Annotated in this window: 22 protein-coding genes and 1 rRNA gene; 17 read left to right on the top strand and 6 right to left on the bottom strand. The window is 71.4% G+C overall.

The window, feature by feature from the left end; translation table 11 throughout:
- From rrf to ACIRPX_RS25800, 10 genes are all read left to right on the top strand, one after another.
- Nucleotides 1-93, top strand: a 5S ribosomal RNA gene (gene rrf, locus ACIRPX_RS25845); the annotation flags it as partial.
- A gap of 60 nt (nucleotides 94-153) precedes the next feature.
- Nucleotides 154-798 carry an HAD family hydrolase gene (locus tag ACIRPX_RS25840; RefSeq protein WP_404199003.1) on the top strand — a complete coding sequence of 215 codons (645 nt, stop codon included), beginning with the start codon at nucleotides 154-156 and terminating at the stop codon, nucleotides 796-798.
- 103 nt (nucleotides 799-901) lie between these two features.
- A complete protein-coding gene (locus ACIRPX_RS25835; protein ID WP_404199001.1) occupies nucleotides 902-1630 on the top strand; it encodes a VC0807 family protein in 729 nt (242 codons plus the stop codon).
- Nucleotides 1631-1708: 78 nt separating this feature from the next.
- On the top strand, nucleotides 1709-2932 hold the full coding sequence (locus ACIRPX_RS25830; protein ID WP_404198998.1) for an MFS transporter: 1224 nt from the start codon (nucleotides 1709-1711) through the stop codon (nucleotides 2930-2932).
- Complete coding sequence (locus ACIRPX_RS25825) at nucleotides 2883-4055, top strand: acetoin utilization protein AcuC (protein WP_404198995.1); 1173 nt, start codon at nucleotides 2883-2885, stop codon at nucleotides 4053-4055. The genes ACIRPX_RS25830 and ACIRPX_RS25825 overlap by 50 nt, the downstream gene beginning before the upstream one ends.
- Before the next feature lie 200 nt (nucleotides 4056-4255).
- On the top strand, nucleotides 4256-5071 hold the full coding sequence (locus ACIRPX_RS25820; RefSeq protein ID WP_404198992.1) for a phosphatase: 816 nt from the start codon (nucleotides 4256-4258) through the stop codon (nucleotides 5069-5071).
- A gap of 129 nt (nucleotides 5072-5200) precedes the next feature.
- Nucleotides 5201-5410 carry a helix-turn-helix domain-containing protein gene (locus tag ACIRPX_RS25815; RefSeq protein WP_016437488.1) on the top strand — a complete coding sequence of 70 codons (210 nt, stop codon included), beginning with the start codon at nucleotides 5201-5203 and terminating at the stop codon, nucleotides 5408-5410.
- Between the two features lie 155 nt (nucleotides 5411-5565).
- Nucleotides 5566-5664: a 30S ribosomal protein bS22 gene (locus ACIRPX_RS25810; protein ID WP_003948845.1), complete on the top strand. Its 99-nt coding sequence runs from the start codon at nucleotides 5566-5568 to the stop codon at nucleotides 5662-5664.
- A 280-nt stretch (nucleotides 5665-5944) separates the two neighbouring features.
- Nucleotides 5945-7006, top strand: coding sequence for an NAD-dependent epimerase/dehydratase family protein (locus tag ACIRPX_RS25805; protein ID WP_404198989.1), 1062 nt, complete (start codon nucleotides 5945-5947; stop codon nucleotides 7004-7006).
- 14 nt (nucleotides 7007-7020) lie between these two features.
- Nucleotides 7021-8073 carry a lysophospholipid acyltransferase family protein gene (locus ACIRPX_RS25800; protein WP_404198987.1) on the top strand — a complete coding sequence of 351 codons (1053 nt, stop codon included), beginning with the start codon at nucleotides 7021-7023 and terminating at the stop codon, nucleotides 8071-8073.
- A 74-nt stretch (nucleotides 8074-8147) separates the two neighbouring features.
- Here the strand turns inward: ACIRPX_RS25800 and ACIRPX_RS25795 are convergent, their stop codons facing one another.
- The 3 genes from ACIRPX_RS25795 to ACIRPX_RS25785 all read right to left on the bottom strand — a co-directional run bounded on the left by ACIRPX_RS25795 (nucleotide 8148) and on the right by ACIRPX_RS25785 (nucleotide 11662).
- The gene (locus ACIRPX_RS25795) at nucleotides 8148-9422 is read right to left on the bottom strand and encodes a DUF5667 domain-containing protein (RefSeq protein ID WP_404198985.1); all 1275 of its coding nucleotides are present in this window, start codon (nucleotides 9420-9422) and stop codon (nucleotides 8148-8150) included.
- A 226-nt stretch (nucleotides 9423-9648) separates the two neighbouring features.
- Nucleotides 9649-10422, bottom strand: coding sequence for an ECF subfamily RNA polymerase sigma factor, BldN family (locus tag ACIRPX_RS25790; RefSeq protein WP_404198982.1), 774 nt, complete (start codon nucleotides 10420-10422; stop codon nucleotides 9649-9651).
- Between the two features lie 328 nt (nucleotides 10423-10750).
- Complete coding sequence (locus tag ACIRPX_RS25785; protein ID WP_404198979.1) at nucleotides 10751-11662, bottom strand: HAD family hydrolase; 912 nt, start codon at nucleotides 11660-11662, stop codon at nucleotides 10751-10753.
- A 162-nt stretch (nucleotides 11663-11824) separates the two neighbouring features.
- On the opposite strand from ACIRPX_RS25785, the gene ACIRPX_RS25780 reads away from it, so the two are divergent.
- The 6 genes from ACIRPX_RS25780 to hemB all read left to right on the top strand — a co-directional run bounded on the left by ACIRPX_RS25780 (nucleotide 11825) and on the right by hemB (nucleotide 18638).
- Nucleotides 11825-12103, top strand: a complete 279-nt coding sequence (locus ACIRPX_RS25780; RefSeq protein ID WP_404198976.1) for a glutaredoxin family protein — start codon at nucleotides 11825-11827, stop codon at nucleotides 12101-12103.
- Nucleotides 12104-12383: 280 nt separating this feature from the next.
- A complete protein-coding gene (locus tag ACIRPX_RS25775) occupies nucleotides 12384-13148 on the top strand; it encodes a redox-sensing transcriptional repressor Rex (protein ID WP_384266073.1) in 765 nt (254 codons plus the stop codon).
- On the top strand, nucleotides 13145-14851 hold the full coding sequence (locus tag ACIRPX_RS25770; protein ID WP_404198972.1) for a glutamyl-tRNA reductase: 1707 nt from the start codon (nucleotides 13145-13147) through the stop codon (nucleotides 14849-14851). Before ACIRPX_RS25775 ends, ACIRPX_RS25770 begins: the two co-directional genes overlap by 4 nt.
- Nucleotides 14848-15807 carry a hydroxymethylbilane synthase gene (hemC, locus tag ACIRPX_RS25765; protein ID WP_404198969.1) on the top strand — a complete coding sequence of 320 codons (960 nt, stop codon included), beginning with the start codon at nucleotides 14848-14850 and terminating at the stop codon, nucleotides 15805-15807. The genes ACIRPX_RS25770 and hemC overlap by 4 nt, the downstream gene beginning before the upstream one ends.
- The gene (locus tag ACIRPX_RS25760; protein WP_404198967.1) at nucleotides 15804-17510 is read left to right on the top strand and encodes a uroporphyrinogen-III synthase; all 1707 of its coding nucleotides are present in this window, start codon (nucleotides 15804-15806) and stop codon (nucleotides 17508-17510) included. The genes hemC and ACIRPX_RS25760 overlap by 4 nt, the downstream gene beginning before the upstream one ends.
- Before the next feature lie 135 nt (nucleotides 17511-17645).
- Nucleotides 17646-18638: a porphobilinogen synthase gene (gene hemB / locus ACIRPX_RS25755; RefSeq protein ID WP_404198964.1), complete on the top strand. Its 993-nt coding sequence runs from the start codon at nucleotides 17646-17648 to the stop codon at nucleotides 18636-18638.
- 17 nt (nucleotides 18639-18655) lie between these two features.
- Here the strand turns inward: hemB and ACIRPX_RS25750 are convergent, their stop codons facing one another.
- Entirely contained in the window at nucleotides 18656-18838 is a 183-nt protein-coding gene (locus ACIRPX_RS25750; RefSeq protein WP_404198962.1) for a hypothetical protein, read from the bottom strand.
- 267 nt (nucleotides 18839-19105) lie between these two features.
- On the opposite strand from ACIRPX_RS25750, the gene ACIRPX_RS25745 reads away from it, so the two are divergent.
- A complete protein-coding gene (locus ACIRPX_RS25745; protein WP_404198960.1) occupies nucleotides 19106-20008 on the top strand; it encodes an SAM-dependent methyltransferase in 903 nt (300 codons plus the stop codon).
- A 67-nt stretch (nucleotides 20009-20075) separates the two neighbouring features.
- Here the strand turns inward: ACIRPX_RS25745 and ACIRPX_RS25740 are convergent, their stop codons facing one another.
- Nucleotides 20076-20819, bottom strand: a complete 744-nt coding sequence (locus ACIRPX_RS25740; RefSeq protein WP_404198957.1) for a DUF4253 domain-containing protein — start codon at nucleotides 20817-20819, stop codon at nucleotides 20076-20078.
- Nucleotides 20820-21005: 186 nt separating this feature from the next.
- Entirely contained in the window at nucleotides 21006-21596 is a 591-nt protein-coding gene (locus tag ACIRPX_RS25735; RefSeq protein WP_404198954.1) for a TetR/AcrR family transcriptional regulator, read from the bottom strand.
- Nucleotides 21597-21662 lie beyond the last annotated feature (66 nt).

The following is a 21662-nucleotide window of genomic DNA, read 5'->3' as shown; positions in this document are numbered from 1 at the left end:
ACGCCCGGTTACATTCCGAACCCGGAAGCTAAGCCTTACAGCGCCGATGGTACTGCAGGGGGGACCCTGTGGGAGAGTAGGACGCCGCCGAACAAAACTTCAGAAAACCCCGCACCCCTCGGTGCGGGGGTTTTCTGCGTTTAGGCTCGGGTCATGCGCTACGACCTCGTGATCTTCGACAACGATGGCGTCCTCGTCGACAGTGAACCCATCTCCAACCGGCTCCTCGCCGCCTATCTGACCGAGCTCGGGCATCCGACCTCGTACGAGGACTCCCTTCGTGACTACATGGGCGCCGCCATGCACCGGGTCCATGACCTCGTCGAGGAGCGGACCGGGCGGAAGCTGCCGGCGGACTTCGACGACGTCTTCCACGCGCGGGTGTTCGCGGCGTTCGAGCGGGATCTGGAGCCGGTCGCAGGAGCCGTCGGGCTGCTGGAGAAGCTGGCTGCGGACGGGGTGCCGTACTGCGTCGCGTCCTCCGGGAGTCATGAGCGGATCCGGGTGGGGCATCGCAAGACCGGGCTGGACCGGTGGTTCGACGACGAGCGGATCTTCAGTTCGCAGGACGTGGGGCGGGGGAAGCCGGCGCCCGATCTGTTTCTGTACGCGGCCGAGCGGATGGGGGTCGCGCCGGAGCGGTGCGTGGTCGTCGAGGACAGTCCGCTCGGGGTGCGGGCGGCCAGGGCGGCCGGGATGGACGTGTACGGATTCACCGCCATGACGCCGGCCGAGCGGCTCGCCGGGGCCACACAACTCTTCGGCGACTTCGGTGAGTTGGCCGACCTGCTGGTATGACGCGGGTATGACGTCGGCACCGGGGCTGGGCTGACATTTGTCACGCCGAGCTCCGGACGATCGTTTCTACTGGCGGCCTGGTGCCGGGCGGGAAGCTGAGGGCATGACGACGAACACAGTGTCCCAGGACCGGAGCGGCACCCGCACGCCCAGCGCGCTCGACGCCTTCCGTCCGCTGATCGTGGACGTGGCGGTCCCCCTCGGTTCGTACTACCTGGTCAAGAACGCGTTCGGGACGAGCACCTTCGCGGCGCTCGCCTGGAGCAGCGTCGTCCCGGCGGTGCGGACCGTCTGGAGCATCGGGAAGCAGCGGCGGGTGAACGGGCTCGCGGGGCTGATCCTCGTCGTCAACGTGATCTCCTTGCTGCTGAGCTTCGTCTCCGGCGACCCGCGGCTGATGCTCGCCAAGGACGGCGCGGTCAGCAGCACGGTCGGCATCGGCATCCTGGTGTCGGTGGCCGTCGGCAGGCCGATGATGACCGCCGGCATCAAGCCCTTCCTGGTCAAGGGCGACCGGGCGAAGGAGGCCGCCTGGCAGCGGCTGGTGTCGGGGCGGTCGGCCGCCTCGGTGGACTTCCTGCGCAGGGAGCGGGTGTTCTCCGTGGTCTGGGGTGCGGCGCTGCTCGCCGAGTGCGTGGCGCGGGTCGTAGGGGCGTACACCATCCCCGTGGACACGATGGTGTGGCTCGGTGGGGTCCTGATGATCGGTGTGATGGCGGTGACCTTCGTGATCAGCGGCGCACTGGCCGCCGGGCCGATGGAGGCGATGGTCCGGGCCGAGGCGGAGGCCGAGGAGACTGCCGCCCGGGCCGAGGTCGCCGTCGCCGCCTGAGCAAGAAGGTAAAGCTGAGGGAAATTCATCTTTGGCTGGATCTACCCACAGGTAGCCAGGGGCCCTACGCTCGCCGCCATGACAGATGTGCTGCGGCGCGGCAGGGCCTCGTTGGCGTTCAGCTTCCTCGCGCAGGGCGCCACCTTCGCCCTGCTGGTGACCCGTATCCCGGCCATTCAGGACCGGTACGGGGTGTCCGACGCGCTGCTGCCCGTCTTCCTGGCCGCCGTACCCATCCTGGCCGGCGTCGGCAGTGTGACGACCGAGCAGCTGGTGAAGCGGATACGCCCGAGCCTGCTGCTGCGGTGCCTGCAGCCCGTGGTGCTGCTCGCGCTTCTCGGCGTCGGCGCGGGGGAGCACCTGGCCGAACTGGGGATCGCGCTGGCCGCGTTCGGGCTCGCCGTCGGCGGGCTCGACGCCTCGATGAACATGCTCGGAGTGAGCCTGCAGCGGGCGTACGGCCGCAGCATCATGCTCAGTTTCCACGCCGCCTTCAGCCTCGGCGGGATCGTCGGCGCCTCGCTGGCCTGGGTGGGCGCGCACTGGCATCTGGCGCTGTGGGTGTCGTATCTGCCGGTCGTCGCGGTGCTGCTGCCCGCCACGCTGGTGGGGAGCCGCTGGTACGTCGACGGGGGCTCCGCCACGGCGGTGGCGGAACAGGAGCGGGAGCGGGTGCAGGGCCAGGGCATCGTCTTCAAGCTGCTGCTGCCGCTGTGTCTGGTGATGACCTTCGCGTACATCGGGGACTCGACCGTCTCCAACTGGAGCGCCAAGTATCTGAAGGACGTGCTCGGGAGCTCGGAGCAGCTGTCGACGGTGCCCTACAACGTCTACATGGTGACCACGCTGCTGGGGCGGTCGCTGGGGGACACCGGGGTGCGCCGGTTCGGGGCGGTGGCCGTCGTGCGGCTGGGCGCGCTGGTGGGGGCGCTGGGGTTCGCCGTGGTGGCCGTGGCGCCGGGGCCGTGGGCCGGGATGCTCGGATTCACGCTCGTCGGGCTGGGGCTGTGCGTCCTGGTGCCGCAGACCTTCGCTGCGGCCGGGCGGCTGTTCCCGGACGCCTCCGACGCCGCCGTCGCGCGGCTGAACGTCTTCAACTACGTCGGCTTCCTGATCGGCTCGCCGCTGGTCGGTGCGCTGGGCGACGCGTGGAGCTACCGCTGGGCGATGCTCGTGCCGATGCTGTTGGTGCTGGTGACCTTGTTCTACGCCCGTTCGTTCGCTCCCCGATCGGACCGATACGGTGGCGGGCATGAGCGGCCGCGCACAGCTGATGTGGGACGAGGCAGTAACGGGCTATGACTTCGGCCGGGACCATCCGATGGACCCGGTCCGGCTCGCCCTGACCAGGCACCTCGTCGATGCCTTCGGGCTCGACAAGGAGGTCCAGGTGGTGGCGGCGAAGCCCGCCGGGGATTCGACGCTGCGGCTCGTCCACCGCGAGGACTACATCGACGCCGTGAAGACGGCCTCGGCGGATCCTGAGGCGGCGGACGGGGCGTACGGGCTGGGCACGCTGGACGATCCCGCCTTCGCGGGCATGCACGAGGTGTCGGCGCTGATCGCCGGGCAGTCGGTGGGGGCGGCGGAGGCCGTGTGGCGCGGGGAGGCGCTGCACGCGGTGAACTTCGCGGGCGGGCTGCACCACGCGATGCCGGGCGCCGCCTCCGGGTTCTGCATCTACAACGACGCCGCGCTCGCGATCGCGCGGCTGCTGGAGCTGGGGGCGGAGCGGGTCGCGTACGTGGACGTCGACGTGCACCACGGGGACGGGGTGCAGGCGGCGTTCTGGGACGACCCCCGGGTGCTGACGATCTCCCTGCACGAGCATCCGCGGACGCTGTTCCCGCAGACCGGGTGGCCGGAGGAGACGGGGGCCGACTCCGCCGAGGGGTCGGCCGTGAACGTCGCGCTGCCGGCCGGGACCGGGGACGCGGGATGGCTGCGGGCCTTCCATGCCGTCGTACCGGAACTGATCGCCGATTTCCGGCCGCAGGTGCTGGTGTCGCAGCACGGGGCCGACACGCACTTCGAGGACCCGCTCGCGCATCTGGCCGTGTCGCTCGACGCGCAGCGGGCGGTGCAGGTCGCCTGCCACGACCTGGCGCACGAGCACGCCGACGGGCGGTGGGTCGCGCTCGGCGGCGGGGGATACGCGGTGGTCGAGGTGGTGCCGCGGTCGTGGACGCATCTCGTGGCGATCGCGGCGGGGCGCGAGGTCGCGCCCGAGACGACGATTCCCAAGGGCTGGCGGCAGGAAGTCTTCGCCCGTACACGGCAGTTGGCGCCGGCGCGGATGACCGACGGGCGCTGGCCGGTGTCGTACGCCGGATGGGACGAGGGGTACGACCCCGCGGACCGGCTCGACCAGGCGGTGCTGGCCACGCGGCGCGCGGCGTTTCCGCTGCGCGGGCTGCTGGCCTAGGTGTTCTGTCCCGGCAGCTTGTGAAGCAGGCCCTGGAAGTGGTGCCCGGGGCGGACGCGGTGGCCCGCCTGCGGGCTCCCGCCCGGGTGCCGGGGCAGCCGCAGTGGCCGGAGTCCTGAACCACGGCGCATTACGCCACCCGTGGGGTATTGCCCCTGTTTCCGCCCTCGGGCGGCCCGCGGTCCGTCACCATCGCAGACGTGTTGAGCACCGGAGCCCTGCGCGCCCATCTCCTGGCGGCCCGTCTCGCCGGGCCCGTGGCCACCTCGCGGGAGGAGAGCTTGCGCAGCTATCGGCTCTTCGCCGCCCGCGACCCCCGGGTGCTGATCGGACTTGATCCCGAATGGACGTGGAGACAGCAGGATCTGATCGAGTTGATGTCGGACAAGTGCGGGGTTTCGGCCGATCCTCAGCATGTCTCCGGCCAAGATGTGATCGATCCGGAATGCACCCTGGCCGCGCTGGACGCCTTCGCGGCCCGTCTCGCCGCAGCGGCCCGGCGCGGCGCCCCTGTGCTCCTCGGCACCGGTCATCCGCACCGCCTGCTCGGCTTCTACGCCGCCTTGGCGGACGCGCTGTCGGCGGCGGGGTGCACCGTCCTCACCCCCGCGTATGGTCGCCGTGTCGACATAACGACCCGGTTCGGTCTACGTACGTACAACCTTGACTACGTACAAGGAGTCGCGTTGGTGCGGGAACCCGGGAGGCCACGCCCCGGTTGTGCGACCGGCGTGCATACGCACTCTCCGCTCCCGGTTCGTACGGCCCTGGCCGCAGCCGCCGAGGTCGGCGGAACCCTTCCCGAACTGGTCGTCGGGGACCACGGCTGGGTCTGCGGGGCAGGTCAGCTGGGGTTCGAGGCCATTGGGCTCGCCGATACGGACGACCCCGCGCTCTTCGTGGGCGAGGCCGAGGGGTCCGTGTCCGTCGTCGTTCCACTTGATGACGCTGTGCGGTCTGATTACTACCGGCCGCTTACCCGCTACGTACTCAATCGAGCGTGTCTGTCACAGTAGGCCGCCGATGGGTGCACCTCTTCCCCACTCGCATCACCCGCCCCTACATTGGGGAGTGAGCACGCAGCGACGAAGAGTCACCGGAAGGGGAAGCCGGTGGCCGTCGAGTGCGGAAGGTTCAGGTGTGTCATGGCTGCTGAGCAGAGGCCTCTGAGTGAGGTTCAGTTCCTTACCGTGGCGGAGGTCGCCTCGGTGATGCGAGTGTCGAAGATGACTGTGTACCGGCTGGTGCACAGCGGTCATCTGCCCGCGATCAGGGTGGGGCGGTCCTTCCGCGTCCCCGAGAACGCGGTTCACGAGTACCTTCGCGAGAGCTACGTGGGGGTGGAAACCGCCTGACGGACGTCCCGGGGAGATCCTCAGGGCACTGCAGGGATCTCCCCCGGGAAGCCTCGATTACGACCTCAGCGCTCGGGCGGGTAGGCTGGCCCCTCGTAGGTCGTATGGGCCCATGGCGCCCAACACCGAGTGATGAGAAGTGAGCGAGGGTAGTCGTGGGCTCTGTTATCAAGAAGCGGCGCAAGCGGATGGCGAAGAAGAAGCACCGCAAGCTGCTCAAGCGCACGCGCGTTCAGCGTCGCAACAAGAAGTAAGCGATGCTCTAGGAGCGTGTTCTGTGGCCCCCCACCGCAACCGGTGGGGGGCCACACGCGTTTGGGCTTCACAGAAGCCACCGGAAACACACGGGATCATGCGCTCGTGCCGTGCCTACGCACACGTTTCACATGGCTTGGTCTGTTCGTACGTCTGTGGATGTCGTCACTTCGTGCATTGGGTGGTCATCACAGCGCAACATCGACCCGCTAAGTTGGCCGCAAGCGGGGAACGCGACAGGCTACGAGTACCGGATGGGCTGGAAGAAAGGCGCAGATCTTGGGCAAGGTCGTGCTCGTGACCGGAGTGGCCCGCCGGCTGGGGGGCCGGTTCGTACGACGCATCCAGCGTGACCCGGGGGTCGACCGGGTCATCGCCGTGGACGCGGTGCAGCCGGAGCATCACCTGGGCGGTGCGGACTTCATCCAGGCCGACATCCGGCAGCCCACCATAGGGCGGGTGCTCGCCGAGACCGGCGCCGACACGGTCGTACACATGGATGTGAGCGCTACCGGGCTGGGCAGCGGCAGCCGGGCGGCGATCAAGGAGACCAACGTCATCGGCACGATGCAGCTGCTCGGCGCCTGCCAGAAGTCGCCGACCGTCAAGCGGCTCGTGGTGAAGTCCAGTACGAACGTCTACGGTTCCGCGTCCCGCGACCCCGCGGTGTTCACCGAGACCACCCCGCCCAAGTCGCTGCCCAGCGGCGGCTTCGCCAAGGACACCGTCGAGGTCGAGGGGTACGTACGCGGCTTCGCGCGGCGCCGGCCCGACGTGGCCGTGTGCGTGCTGCGCTTCGCCAACATCCTGGGGCCCGCGGTGGACACGCCGCTCGCCTCCTACTTCTCGCTGCCGGTCCTGCCCACCGTCTTCGGCTACGACCCGCGGCTGCAGTTCGTGCACGAGGACGACGTGATGGAAGTGCTGCGGATCGCCTCGCAGGAGCCGGCGCGGGGCACCCTCAACAGCGGCACCTTCAACATCGCCGGCGACGGGGTTCTGCTGCTCTCCCAGTGCTCCAGGCGGCTCGGCCGCCCCACGGTGCCGCTGCTGCTGCCCGCGGTCACCTGGGCCGGTTCGCTGGTGCGTACGCTGGGGATGACGGACTTCTCGCCCGAGCAGATCCGACTGCTCACCCACGGCCGGGTCGTGGCGACGGACCAGATGCGGGAGACACTCGGATTCAGGCCGAAGTACACGACGGCGGAGACCTTCGCCGACTTCGCGCACAGTCATGGACCCGGGCTCCTGCCGCCGGAGGCCCTTGCGGGGGCCGTCGACCGGATCGCCGCGCTGCCCGCACTGGGCGGCGGCCACCCCCCGACGCAGAGCGCCAACTGAGGAGCGCATCAACGATGGCGGATGCCAAGGTCATTCCGTTCGACGACGACCGGTCCCGCGGGAGCGCCGTTCAGCGGCCGTCGCGGCGCCGGGGCGCGGGGAGCCGGCGCAAGACCACGCAACCCGCGCTGGTCAGTGAGGTCCAGCCCCTGCCCAGCAGGGTGTCTGCGCAGGATGATGTTCCCGTGACGCACGAGGAGGAGCCGCTCGGGAAGCCGCAGGAGGACGGCGGCTGGGAGCGGCGCGTCGCGAGCGGCCTGTCCTTCCTGCGCCGCCGCCTCACCGGCGACTACGAGGTCGACGACTTCGGCTACGACGAGGAGTTGACCGACCAGGTCCTGATGTCCCTGCTGCGGCCGGTGTACGAGAAGTACTTCCGGGTCGAGGTGAAGGGCGTCGAGAACATCCCGTCCGACGGTGGCGCGCTGATCGTCGCCAACCACTCCGGGACGCTGCCGCTGGACGGCCTGATGATGCAGGTCGCCGTGCACGACCACCATCCGGCGGGCCGCCATCTGCGGCTGCTCGCCGCCGATCTGGTCTTCGTGCTGCCGGTGGTCAACGAGCTGGCCCGCAAGCTGGGCCACACGCTGGCCTGTGCGGAGGACGCCGAGCGGCTGCTGGGCCAGGGCGAGCTGGTGGGGGTGATGCCCGAGGGCTTCAAGGGCATCGGCAAGCCCTTCAGCGAGCGCTACAAGCTGCAGCGGTTCGGCCGGGGCGGCTTCGTCTCCACGGCGCTGCGCCACGGCACCCCGATCATCCCGTGCTCGATCGTGGGCGCGGAGGAGATCTTCCCGATGATCGGCAACGCGAAGACCCTGGCGCGGCTGCTGGGCTTCCCGTACTTCCCGCTGACGCCGACCTTCCCGTGGCTCGGTCCGCTCGGTGCGGTGCCGCTGCCGACGAAGTGGACCATCCAGTTCGGCGAGCCGATCCGCACGGACGGCTACCCGCCGGAGGCCGCCGAGGACCCGATGCTGATGTTCAACCTGACCGACCAGGTCAGGGAGCAGATCCAGCACACCCTCTACAAGCTGCTGGTGCAGCGCCGGTCGGTCTTCTTCTGACGTCGTTCTGCTGACGTCGCCACGCGTGTGGGGCGCCCTTCGCTTGAAGGGCGCCCCACACGGTGGACCTCGTCCTACTGGCTCGTGTCCTCGCCGTCGATGCCGAGGCCGGGGAGCAGGCCGGGGAGCAGCGGCGGGATCGTCACGTCCGGTTCACTGCTCGGGGACTTGCTCGCGGACGGGGAGGCGCTGCCGCTGTCCTTCGGCGGGTCGAGCAGGCCGCCGGTGTTGCCGCCGAGCAGGCCGTCGCCGGTGGAGCCGGCCGACTGGCTGGGGCTGCCGGGACGGCTGTGCTCGGAGGAGCTCCGGCCGGCGCTGGGCGACGCCGACCCACGCCCGGAGCCGGAGGTGCCCTCGGACGCCTTCCCCGAGCCGTGCCGCTGTGCGCCGCCGCCGCCCCGGGCCGGGGACGGGGGCAGCAGGGACTGCAGCGGGGCGACCTCTTCGTCTATGGCGTTGAACACCGACGACACCTGCTCGCTGACGTCCCCGAGCTGCAGCGGGAGCCGCTCGCGCAGGGCGCCCCAGACCTCGCGGTGCGAGCGGGAGAAGGTGGACAGGGCCTGGATGGGGCCGAGCGAGTGGGGATCGCGCTCGTACGCCTCGTGCAGCAGCCGGTGGCCCTCCGACGCGTCGTGCGTGACGCCGGCCAGGGTGCGGCGGATCTCGCCGAGGGACTCGTGGTCGATCGGGGTGTTGCCGCGGCCGCGCTCCATCAGCCGGCGTGCCTCGCTCAGCCGGGTGGAGGCCTGGTCGAGATAGGCCACACCGCGCTGGTCGTCGCCCTCGGACATGTAGTTGAGCTTGAAGTCCTCGATGCCGCGCTTGAGCCCGTAGAGCGAGTCGCCGGGCAGGGCGTCCTGGCTGGCCGCGGCGACTCCGCCGAAGGCTCCCGCCGCGACGCCGACGCTCAGTCCGCCCGCGGCCAGGCCCTTGGTCAGCCGTGACCGTGGCCGCAGCTTGCCGAGCGGGCTCGCGCGGTGGGCACCGCGGGAGCGCCCACCCGTCTCCCGCCACCGCCCGTCCGGCGATGTCGCCTCGCTCCCCCGCTTCTGGCCGGGGACCGCTGGTTCGGCCGCCTCGCCGCCGACGCCCTGCATCATGGCCTCGAACGCGGCCACCAGCTGGGCCCGCTGGACGACCTTGACCTCGGGATCCAGCTTCGGCCCTGGCACCTCGCCGAGACACTCCGCGAGGGCCAACAGGCGGCCCTGCTCGGTCTGTTCCGCAGCGGCCTGGCCCGGGGGCCGTGTCTCGGACGGCTGGGCCGCCGTGTCCCGGTCCGGCTGCTCCTCCAGGGCCTGGGCGAAGGCGTTCGCCCGCCGGTGTGCCGATACGTTCGCGATCACTGGCGGCACCTCCTCTCATCATGACGGTCGACTCCCCAGGGGGTCCTGAGGGTTGCACGCTCTGACCACTTCCACACGATCGAGTGATCGGAGGCGGCCAGGGAGTGACCACAGGGAGCCTGCATCCCGCACAACGAGCGTCTCGGCACTTGGGTTACGGACGACGGATGATCGGAACGAGAAGTCAACCCGCTATCACTGAATGCCAGTTGGGTGTTACCGAGCGTCAGCGTACGTCGTCCGGCAGGAGCCGGGCCAGCGTACGCACCGCGCGGTACTGGAGCGTCTTGATGGCGCCCTCGTTCTTGCCCATCACCCGGGCGGTCTCGGCGACGGACAGGCCCTGGAGGAAGCGCAGCGTCACGCACTCCTGCTGCTGGGGATTGAGGCGGCGCACGGCCTCCAGCAGGGCGGCGTTGGAGAGGGACTCCAGGACGGAGTCCTCGGGGGAGCGCTCCACCTCGTTGGCGTCGAGCATCTCGCCGGTCGTCACCTCGAGCCGGAAGCGGCTCGACTTGAAGTGGTCCGCGACGAGGTTGCGCGCGATGGTGACCAGCCAGGCGCCGAAGTCGCGGCCCTGCCAGGTGAAGGTGCCGATGCGGCGCAGGGCGCGCAGGAACGTCTCGCTGGTGAGGTCCTCGGCGGTGGCCTTGCCGCCCACGCGGTAGTAGATGTACCGGTAGACGGTGTCGCTGTACTGGTCGTAGAGCCGGCCGAAGGCGTCGGCCTCCCCGGCCTGGGCGCGCTCGACCAGGTCCATCATCCGGGCGCTGTCGCTGTCCGCGGCCGGTCGGCGGGCGGTGGTGCTGCCGGCCGCCCGGCCGCGTCTGCCGACGGCGGCGCTGCCGTCGGCGAGCGCGTAGCACGGGCCGACGGGGGTGGTGGCAACGGCGAGGGCGGGGACGGCGTACGCGGTGGGGACGAAGCCGCGCAACAGGTCGAGGACCGTTGCGCGCAGCGTAGCCAGGCCCGAGGCGTCAACCCCGACGTGTGGGTACACGGGACTCCCAGAGGCAGAGCTTCCATCACGTGCAGTGCGGGACCGTTCACCCGTCGTAGCGACGGAGTGGTACCGGTTTGCGTCTGAGGAGAATAACGCTTCGTGCAGGCGCTGCTACACCCAGTTGCTCAAATCACCGATTCCGTCGCTTCTGTAACCGATTGACGCCCGATCAAGTACCTCTGAGTGACCGATTATTGATCGAATCGGTTCGGATTACGCGTCGGATCAGGGCGTGTTGTGGCGGTGTGCAGCCAACCGGACTGCACAAACGCAGAACGGGCCGGGAAACCTGCCCGGCCCGTCGTGTCGCGCGCTGTCAACGGCGTCAGCGCCGCCGCTTGTGGAGGGCGATCGCCGCCGCGGTGCCTCCCGCGACCGCGCCGACGCCGGCCGCCGCCGGGATGCCGACCTTCGCCGCCTTGCGGCCCGTGCGGTAGTCGCGCAGCCGCCAGTCGAGGGTGCGGGCGTGCTTGCGGAGCTTGGCGTCGGGGTTGATGGCGTAGGGGTGGCCGACCAGCGAGAGCATCGGGATGTCGTTGTGGGAGTCGCTGTAGGCCGCGCAGCGCTCGAGGTCGAGGCCCTCCGCGGCGGCGAGGGCGCGTACGGCCTCCGCCTTGGCCGGGCCGTGCAGCGGCTCGCCCACCAGCTTGCCGGTGTAGACGCCGTCCACGGACTCCGCGACCGTGCCCAGGGCGCCGGTCAGGCCCAGGCGCCGGGCGATCACGGTCGCGATCTCCACCGGCGCCGCGGTGACCAGCCACACCCGCTGGCCCGCGTCCAGGTGGGCCTGGGCGAGGGCGCGGGTGCCCGGCCAGATCCGCTCGGCCATGTACTCGTCGTAGATCTCCTCGCCGATCGACCGGAGTTCGGCGACGCGGTGGCCCTTCACGATCGACAGCGCCGAGTCGCGGGCCTCCTGCATGTGCTCGGGGTCCTCGACGCCGGCCAGCCTGAACCACGCCTGCTGCCAGGCGAACTTGGCGAGGTCGCGGGTCTCGAAGAACTTCCGCTTGTACAGACCCCGGCCGAAGTGGAAGAGCGCGGCGCCCTGCATCACGGTGTTGTCGAGGTCGAAGAACGCGGCAGCCTTGTCGTCGCCGAGCACGGGGAACTCCTGTTCCTCCGGGGGGACGTCCTGCGAGGACTTGCGGGCTGCCTCCGCAGAAGCCTCGCCTGCCAACACGCTCCGCGCCGTGGCGGAGCGCCTACGGGGAGTGAGCCATCCGAGAGCGGCCATGCCCGTGAGCATAGCCAGTTTGTTCGGTGCCTCCATACGCGCAAGGTTCGAAGCCTGTGAACTCTCCGCGACCGTGTCGTTAAAGAACTCATACGGTCCGGGCGCCGGCCGGTGTTCCCCGGCGTCCCGGCGGGTGTCCCGGCGAGGGGCCGGCGCGCGAGAATGGCCGACATGAGTCCCCTCTTCCGCCGCAAGGCCCCGCAGGACCGCGTCGTCACGCTCATCCGCAAGCCCGGGTGCCATCTGTGTGATGACGCACAGTCCGTGGTGGAGAAGGTGTGCGGCGAGGTGGGAGCCGCGTGGGAGAGCAAGGACATCTCGCGCGACCGGCACCTCCATGAGCAGTACTGGGAGCAGATCCCGGTGGTCCTGGTCGACGGCAGGCAGCACACCTTCTGGCGCGTGGACGAGCAGCGGCTGCGCAAGGCACTGACCGAGTAGTCCAAACCGGCCGGCATGTCGCTTAGGATCGATGGCGTCTGGTCTCGGGGGCGGGGATCGTTGAGGAGAGTGTGCGGTTTTGCCCCCAGAAGAAAAGGAACGGTGGTGCGTGTGCGCCGGTTCCGCACCGGTGCGGCGGGGGTGCGTGACCCCGGTCACGTTGGCCGGGCAAATCGGACACCATCTTTGTGCACGCGTTCACAAAGACATAGCCTGCTGTCGACGGGGCGGTCCGGGAACCTGTGACCGCCCACAGCCCCGCTCTACCCGCAGGAGCACCGTGGCAACTGGCCGAACTCACCGACCGGCGACCCGCAGCCGAGGGATTCCCGAGGCCACCGTCGCCAGGCTTCCGCTGTACCTCCGCGCCCTGACCGCGCTGTCGGAGCGCTCGGTCCCCACGGTCTCCTCCGAGGAGCTCGCGGCCGCGGCGGGGGTCAACTCCGCCAAGCTGCGCAAGGACTTCTCCTACCTGGGCTCCTACGGCACCCGTGGTGTGGGCTACGACGTCGAGTATCTCGTCTACCAGATCTCCCGCGAGCTCGGGCTCACCCAGGACTGGCCGGTTGTGATCGTCGGTATCGGCAACCTCGGCGCCGCCCTGGCCAACTACGGCGGGTTCGCCTCCCGCGGGTTCCGGGTGGCCGCCCTCATAGACGCGGACCCGGCGATGGCCGGCAAGCCCGTCGCGGGCATCCCCGTGCAGCACACGGACGACCTGGAAAAGATCATCGAGGACAACGGGGTGAGCATCGGCGTCATCGCCACCCCCGCCGGCGCCGCCCAGCAGGTCTGCGACCGGCTCGTGGCCGCCGGGGTCACCTCCATCCTGAACTTCGCGCCGACCGTGCTGACCGTCCCGGACGGCGTGGACGTGCGTAAGGTCGACCTCTCCATCGAGCTGCAGATCCTCGCCTTCCACGAGCAGCGCAAGGCCGGGGAGGAGGCCGCCGGGACCGACGGCGCCGCACCGGTCGCCGCCGCGCGCAAGAACCCGGCCGACAAGGGCCCGGACGGGGACGTACCCGCCGTGATGCCGGCATGAGTCTCCTCGTCGTCGGACTGAGCCACCGCAGCGCCCCGGTCAGTGTCCTGGAGCGCGCCGCGCTGCACCCGGACGCCCAGACCAAGCTGCTGCAGGACACGGTCGCCGCGGAGCCCGCCGCCGAGGCCGCGGTCCTCGCCACCTGCAACCGCATCGAGCTCTACGCCGACGTGGACAAGTTCCACGCGGGTGTCGCCGAGCTGTCCACGCTGCTCGCCCAGCACAGCGGTGTCGGCCTCGAGGAGCTCACGCCCTACCTCTACGTGCACTACGAGGACCGCGCCGTCCACCATCTGTTCTCGGTGGCCTGCGGCCTCGACTCCATGGTCGTCGGCGAGGGGCAGATCCTCGGGCAGATCAAGGACTCGCTGGCCAGGGCGCAGGACCTGCACACCGCGGGCCGGCTGCTGAACGACCTGTTCCAGCAGGCGCTGAGGGTCGGCAAGCGCGCCCACTCCGAGACCGGCATCGACCGCGCCGGGCAGTCCCTGGTCACCTTCGGCCTGGAGCAGCTGGCCGCCGGGGGCGAGGTCGGGGACTGGGCCCGCGGCAAGAGGGCGGTGGTCGTCGGAGCGGGTTCGATGTCGTCGCTGGCCGCCGCCACCCTCGCGCGGGCCGGCGTCGCCGAGATCGTCGTCGCCAACCGCACCGCGGAGCGCGCCGAGCGCCTGGCGCAGATACTGGCCGAGGCCGACGGAACGGACGTGACCGCCCGCGCGGTACCGATGGAATCGGTGCCGGTCGAGCTGACACGTGCCGACGTGGTGGTCTCCTGCACCGGTGCGACGAGCCTGGTCCTGCCGGCCGACGCGGTCGCGGCGGCGGTCGAGGGCCGTACGGGCGTCCCCGCCGCGATCCCGCGGAGCACCGGCCCGGCCGCGGACGGCGGCGTCCGTCCGCTGCCGCCCACCTCCCTCGGCACCGACGAGAACTGCCCGCTCGACCTGTCCGCCGCGCAGGCCGGCTTCTCCGTGATGGGGGAGGCCGCCGTCGCCGGGATGGACGCGGCGACGCTGGAGCAGCACGCGGCCTGGGTGGACAACGGCACCGTCGACCGCCGTGAGGCCGCGCGCCGCGCGCCCGAGGCCGACGCCGAGCTGATCGCCGCGCTCGCCGCCACCGCCGCGGCCGTCGGCCGCATTCCCGAGCGCCGCAGGCCCGAGCCGGCCGCCGAGGCCCCGCGGCCCGCGCCCGTGCTCTTCCTGCTCGACCTCGCGATGCCGCGCGACATCGACGCCGCCGTGCACCGGCTGGCCGCCGTCCGGCTCGTCGACATCGAATCGCTGGCCGAGGCCTCCGCCGACGCGCCGATGGCCGCCGACGTCGACCAGGTGCGCCGGATCGTCTCCGACGAGGTCGCGGCCTTCGGGGCCGCGCTCCGGGCCGCGCACATCACACCGACCGTGGTCGCGCTGCGGACGATGGCCGCCGATGTCGTCGCGCACGAGATCGCGCGCCTCGAGGGGCGGCTGCCCGGGCTCGACGACAAGCACCGCAGCGAGATCACGCAGACGGTCAAGCGCGTCGTGGACAAGCTGCTCCACGCGCCGACCGTGCGCGTCAAGCAGCTCGCGGCCGAACCGGGCGGAGCGGGGTACGCGGATGCCCTGAGGACCCTTTTCGACCTCGACCAGGAGGCGGTGGCCGCGGTCTCCCGCGCCGACGACGACTCAGAGAACAGCAAGAACCGAGGGCCGGCATGAACAGCAAGGCATTGAGACTGGGGACGAGGCGGAGCAGACTCGCCATGTCCCAGTCCCGGCAGGTGGCGGACGCCGTGAGCCGGGTGACAGGACGGCCCGTCGAGCTCGTCGAGATCACCACCTACGGCGACACCTCCCGCGAGCACCTCGCGCAGATCGGCGGCACGGGCGTGTTCGTCACGGCGCTGCGGGACGCGCTGCTGCGGGGCGAGGTCGACTTCGCGGTTCATTCGCTCAAGGACCTGCCCACCGCGCAGCCCGGGGGCCTGACGCTGGCCGCCGTCCCGCTGCGTGAGGACCCGCGTGACGTGATCGTCGCCCGGGACGCCCTGAAGTTCACCGACCTGCCGCGCGGGGCGCGCATCGGTACGGGCTCGCCGCGCCGCACGGCGCAGCTGAACTCGTACGCGCGCAGCCACGGGCTGGACATACGGACGGTCCCGATACGGGGCAACGTCGACACCCGGATCCGGTACGTGCGCGACGGTGAGCTGGACGCGGTCGTCCTGGCCGCCGCCGGCCTCAACCGGATCGGCCGGAGCGACGAGGTGACCGACTTCCTGTCGGTCGACACGGTTCTGCCCGCCCCCGGCCAGGGGGCACTGGCGATCGAGTGTGCCGCGGACCGCGCGGACCTGATCGCCGCGCTCGGCGAGCTCGACGACCCGTTCACCCGGGCCGCCGTGACCGCCGAGAGGTCACTGCTCGCCGCCCTGGAGGCCGGTTGCAGCGCCCCCGTGGGCGCGCTCGCCGACCTCTTGGCCGACGGGCAGATTGTCAAGGAAATGCGCCTGCGCGGGATAGTCGGCACGACCGACGGCTCGCGCACGGTGCAGCTGTCCACCACCGGTCCCGTGCCCGAGACGTACGACCAGGCAATGGCGCTCGGCCGTGAACTCGCGGCCGAGATGCTTGCCCAGGGCGCGGCCGGTCTGATGGGGGAGCGAGCACATTGAGCCCCACCACCCTTCCCACCGGCCTCGAACACGGGCACGTCACCTTCCTGGGTGCCGGACCCGGGGATCCGGGACTGCTGACTCTGCGCGCCGTCGAGGCGCTGGCGAACGCGGACGTACTCGTCGCCGAGCGCGACGTGCTCGACGTGGTGCGCAAGCACGCCAGGCAAGGCGCCGCCGAAGTGCACACGGACGGGGGTCCTTCCTCGGACTCCCACCCGGGCACGGGCACACCTCAGCTGGCGGTTGTTGACGGATCGTCAACAACCGCTGGCCTCCCCGCGGTACGGGATGCGGCACATCTTGTCATGGAGGCCGCGCGGGGCGGCAGGCGGGTCGTCCGAGCCGTGTCCGGGGACCCTGGCCTGGACGCCTACGCCGCCGAGGAGATGCTCGCCTGCGCCGCCGCGGGCGTGCCCTTCGAGGTCGTTCCCGGTGTCGCCTCCGCGGTCGGCGTGCCCGCGTACGCCGGTGTTCCGCTGCGGGACGCCGAAGGCGCCGACGTGCGGTTCGTGGACGCCCGTACCGCCTCGGACCGGTGCTGGACGGAGGTGGGTGCGTCCGACGGGACCGTGGTCGTGTCGACGACGCTCGACTCCGTCGGCGCGGCGGCCGGGGAACTGGTGGCGGCGGGCCGCAAGCCCGATACGCCGATGACGGTGACGGTGGCCGGTACGACCACGCGCCAGCGGACCTGGACGGCCACGCTCGGGACCGTCGCGCAGACCCTGAAGCAGGCCAAGGTGCTGCCCTCGCCGGAGGGCGGCCGGCCGGTGATAGCCGTGGTCGGTGAGCGTTCCGCCGCCGCCCAGCGCGACCAGTTGTCGTGGTTCGAGTCCAAGCCGCTGTTCGGCTGGAAGGTGCTCGTGCCGCGGACGAAGGAGCAGGCGGCGTCGCTCTCCGACCAGCTGCGGTCGTACGGGGCCGTGCCGCACGAGGTGCCGACCATCGCCGTCGAGCCGCCGCGCACGCCCCAGCAGATGGAGCGGGCCGTCAAGGGGCTCGTCACCGGGCGGTACGAGTGGATCGCCTTCACCTCGGTCAACGCCGTCAAGGCGGTGCGCGAGAAGTTCGAGGAGTACGGGCTCGACGCGCGTGCCTTCGCCGGCATAAAGGTTGCTGCAGTCGGGGAGCAGACCGCCAAGGCGCTCGTCGCGTTCGGCGTGAAGCCGGACCTGGTGCCGAGCGGGGAGCAGTCCGCCGCGGGCCTGCTGGAGGACTGGCCGCCGTACGACCCCGTCTTCGACCCGATCGACCGGGTCTTCCTGCCGCGTGCCGACATCGCCACCGAGACGCTGGTCGCCGGGCTCATCGAGCTGGGCTGGGAGGTCGACGACGTCACGGCCTACCGGACCGTGCGGGCGTCGCCGCCGCCGGCGGAGACGCGGGAGGCGATCAAGGGCGGCGGGTTCGACGCTGTACTGTTCACGTCGTCGTCCACCGTGCGCAACCTGGTGGGCATCGCGGGCAAGCCGCACAACGTGACGGTGATCGCCTGCATCGGCCCGGCGACCGCGAAGACCGCCGAGGAGCACGGGCTGCGGGTGGACGTGATGGCTCCGGAGCCGTCGGTGCACAAGCTGGCCGAGGCGCTGGCCGACTTCGGCATGAAGCGCCGCGCCGCCGCACTGGAGTCCGGCGACCCGGTGACCCGCCCGAGCGAGCGCCGTCCGGGCGCCCGGAGGCGTCGCTCCACGACGTGAGCGCACCGGCGGTGAGGTGACGGGACGTGCCCCGGGGCGCGTCCCGTCGTCGTGCCGCACCGGCCCGCGCCGGCGGGCCGGGCGCCGACGCCGCGTCGGCAAAGGTGCCCCTGGGGCGGGCGTAGCGTAGGCGGTATGACGAAGTACGGATCCTTTCCCGGTACGCGTCCCCGGCGGCTGCGGACCTCGCCCGTCATGCGGCGGATGGTTGCCGAGACGCGCCTGCACCCCGCCGATTTCATCCTGCCGGCCTTCGTCCGCGAGGGCGTCGACGAGCCCGTGCCGATCTCCGCGATGCCGGGGGTCGTGCAGCACACGCGCGACAGCCTGAAGAAGGCGGCCGCGGAGGCGGTGGCGGCGGGGATCTCCGGGATCATGCTGTTCGGGGTGCCGGAGGACGCGAAGAAGGACGCCGTCGGGACGCCCGGCACCGACCCGGACGGGATTCTCCAGGTCGCGATCCGCGATGTGCGGGCCGAGGTCGGCGACGACCTGCTGGTGATGTCCGACCTGTGTCTGGACGAGACCACCGACCACGGTCACTGCGGTGTGCTCGACGCGCAGGGGAGGGTCGACAACGACGCCACCCTGGAGCGGTACGCCGAGATGGCCCAGGTGCAGGCCGACGCGGGCGCCCATGTCGTGGGCCCCAGCGGGATGATGGACGGGCAGATCGGCGTCGTCCGGGACGCGCTCGACCAGATCGGGCGCGAGGACGTGGCGATCCTCGCCTACACCGCGAAGTACGCCTCCGCCTTCTACGGCCCCTTCCGTGAGGCCGTCGCCTCGTCGCTGCGGGGCGACCGCAAGACCTACCAGCAGGACCCCGCGAATGCGCGCGAGTCCCTGCGAGAGCTGGCGCTCGACCTGGAGGAGGGCGCCGACATGGTGATGGTCAAGCCCGCCGGGCCCTACCTCGACATCCTGGCGCGGGTCGCCGACTCGGTGGACGTGCCGGTCGCGGCCTACCAGATCTCCGGCGAGTACTCGATGATCGAGGCCGCCGCCGAGAAGGGCTGGATCGACCGGGACCGGGCGATCCTGGAGACGCTGACCGGCATCAGGCGGGCCGGCGCGCAGAACATCCTCACGTACTGGGCCGTCGAGGCCGCGCAGAAGCTGCGCTGAGCGCACGGCCGGCCGGCTCAGGGAGCCGGGGGAGACGGTGCCGGGGCGGGGGCCGAGCGCGCGGCCGGTGTGGTGAGGGACGAGGGTCCCTCGTCGCGCAAACCCTCGCCGTCCCGGCACGCCGTCAGCACGAGCGCGGCGAGTGCGGCCGTCGCGGCGAGGAGCACGCGGGCCCGGGTGCGGGTGGGGCGTGCGGACATGGCTCGGCCCTCTCGGTGGCGAACGCGGGGTCGGGGCATCAGCCTGCTCGGTGATCCGCCCGGCCCGCCACCGTCCTCGGACCATTCGGGACGCCTGGCTCGCCGGATCGCGGCTGACCTGCACGGACGCCGTGTCCCGGGACGCCGGTCCGGGACGCCGTGCGGCGGGATCACGGGACGGGCACCATCAAGTACCGCCGGGAGTTAGGTTGTTGGCGACTGCTCGTTGCCTGTTGAATGACCCGCCGACTCTCCAGGGAGACGCCCATGTCCGGTGACGCCCTCAGCCAGGACCCCGCCGAGCTGAGAAGGAGGATCGACACCACCAAGGCGCACCCGGCCCGCGTCTACGACGTCTTCCTCGGGGGCAAGGACAACTACCCGGTCGACCGGGCGGCGGCCGCCGCCGCGCTCGCCGCCAACCCGCGCGGCTACCTCGACGTACGGCACAACCGCGACTTCCTGCGCCGGGCGGTGAACACGCTCGTCCAGGAGGACGGCATACGCCAGTTCCTCGACGTCGGCACCGGCCTGCCCACCGCGGAGAACGTCCACCAGATCGCCCAGCGGACCATCCCCGACGCACGGGTGGTCTACGTCGACAACGACCCCGTCGTGCTGGCCCACGCGCGGGCGCTGCTCACCAGCGGCCCCGAGGGACGCACCGACTACATCGACGCCGACTTCACGAGCCCGGCGCAGATCCTCGAACAGGCCGCGAAGACACTCGACTTCGACCAGCCGATCGCGCTCTGCCTCGTGGCGATCCTGCACTTCGTCGAGGACGAGGAGGCGTACCCGATCGTGCGCGAGCTGGTCGAGGCGCTGCCGGCCGGCAGCCGGCTGGTGCTCAGCCATCTCACCGAGGACCTCAACGCCGAGAACATCCGCGCGGTCCAGCGGACGTACACCGAGCGGGGGTTCACCTTCGTGCTGCGCACCCGGGCCGAGGTCGAGCGCTTCTTCTCGGAGAGCTCTCTGGAGGTGGTCGACCCAGGTGTCGTGCCGGTCCACCACTGGCGCGCGGACAACGCCGCACCCGTCCCGGACCAGCCCGAGTCGTCGTACCTGGCGGGGCTCGACGACATCGAGAAGGTGCGGTACGCCGACATCAACGACGTCACGGACGCCGACATCAACGTCTACGCGGGAGTCGGCGACAAGGCCTGAACGGCCCGGTCGGGGAGGGCCGCGATCACACCCCTGACGCGAGCCGCCACGAAGCGGTGTCCGTGCCTCAGTCCCACCAGAAGTGCCAGGCGGGCCGGCCGAGGAGCCGGCGTTCGGCGTACGCGGTGAGCGTCGGGTCGGCGCCCTGGTCGAGGTTGTCCGGGCAGAACGCGTAGTGCTCGGCGGCCAGGACCTGCGCCTCGGCCAGGGTGGTGGGCGGCGCGGCGACGGACACCAGCAGGGTGTCGTAGCCGAGCGCCACCACGCGTGTCCCGAAGCGGTCCTCCCAGGAGCGGAGGACCGCGGACAGGCGCGCGGTGTCGTTCTCGTGGTTGACCGGGCCCGTCCAGCCGATGGCGGTGGGGATGTCGGCGCTGCGGCGGGCCGGGACGAGCGCGAGGCGGGGCTCCCTCAGCGGTCCGCCGGTGCCGTCGAGAAGGGACTCCACGAGGTCGGCGGCGACGGTCTCGGGCTCCGCGCCGGAGCCCTGCGGCGCCTCGGCCAGGCCGGGCCAGTCCGTGTCGCCGTAGGTGTCCCAGAACTCCTCCAGCACCTCCTCCGCGTCGTGGTCCCCCGGGTACGACATCTCGCAGGGCGCCAACTCCCAGCGCTCCGGCCCACCGTGACCCGAGCCGGCATCGATGACGACGGGAAGCAGCCCCACCCGGGGCGCCCGCTGCCGCAGCGCGGCCCACTCGCCGGGGGCGGTGCGGCCGTCCGCCAGCCACAGCAGCGTGTCCATGAGCGTGCCGGGCGGGAGGCGCAGCCCGAGCTCCGCGAGTCGCGGCAGCGGGTTGGGAAGCGTGGCCATGTCACCTCGTGCCGTGGTGCGGTGCGGTGCTCATGGCTCTCCTGGCAGACGCACCGGCGGGTTTCTGGAGTCCCCGGACGCGAGGGACCGCGCCCGCAGCATCGCATACTCGCACGTGCGCAGTAGGCACAACCGGTCGATCTCCGGGCGGTCGGCCACGCCGGCCGCCCGCCTCGTGGGGCGGGGTCACGACGGCGCGGCCCCCGCCGTCACCGCCGCCACCGTCCTGCGCACCGTCTCCGTGTCCGGCGCCCCCGCCTCCCGGTCGGCGAACAGCAGGTGGGCCGCGCCGAGCAGGGTCGGGGCGAGGACGTCCGCGTCCGCGTCCGGGGCGATCCGGCCGAGGTCGCGTTCCGACCTGAGATAGGCCGCGAGGACCGCTGCGGCCTCCGTCATCAGGGGGATGCCGGTCGAGCCGGTCGCGCGCAGGCGGGCGCGGAGCTCGTCGCGGGCGATGACGAGGCCGACGACCGACGTGGCGACCGGGTCGAAGAGGTCGACCAGGGCGCCGGTGAGGTTGCCGGTGACCGTGCCGGTGCCGGCGGACCCGTTCAGGGCCGTGCCCAGCGCGTCGAGTGCGCGGATGCGGTCGCGCACCAGCTCCGCCAGGAACGCGTCGAAGTCCGGGAAGTAGCGGTGCAGGACCCCCTTCGCGACGCCGGCCTCCGCCGTCACCGCCCTGCTGGTCAGCGCGTTGGGGCCGGCGCGCAGGAGGATGCGCTCGGCGGCTTCGAAGAGCTGCCGGCGAGGGTCGTGGAGGGCCGTACCGGTCGGCATGCGGGTCATTCTCTCCCGTCGGCGGGCGGGCGAGCGTCCCTTGACCAGTGGGCGCCCGCCCACTCA

It is taken from the genome of Streptomyces sp. NPDC101225 (genome assembly GCF_044767585.1).
GTDB lineage: Bacteria > Actinomycetota > Actinomycetes > Streptomycetales > Streptomycetaceae > Streptomyces.
Note: the sequence above shows the minus strand (reverse complement) of the source record. Positions and strands in the feature narration are given on the sequence as shown.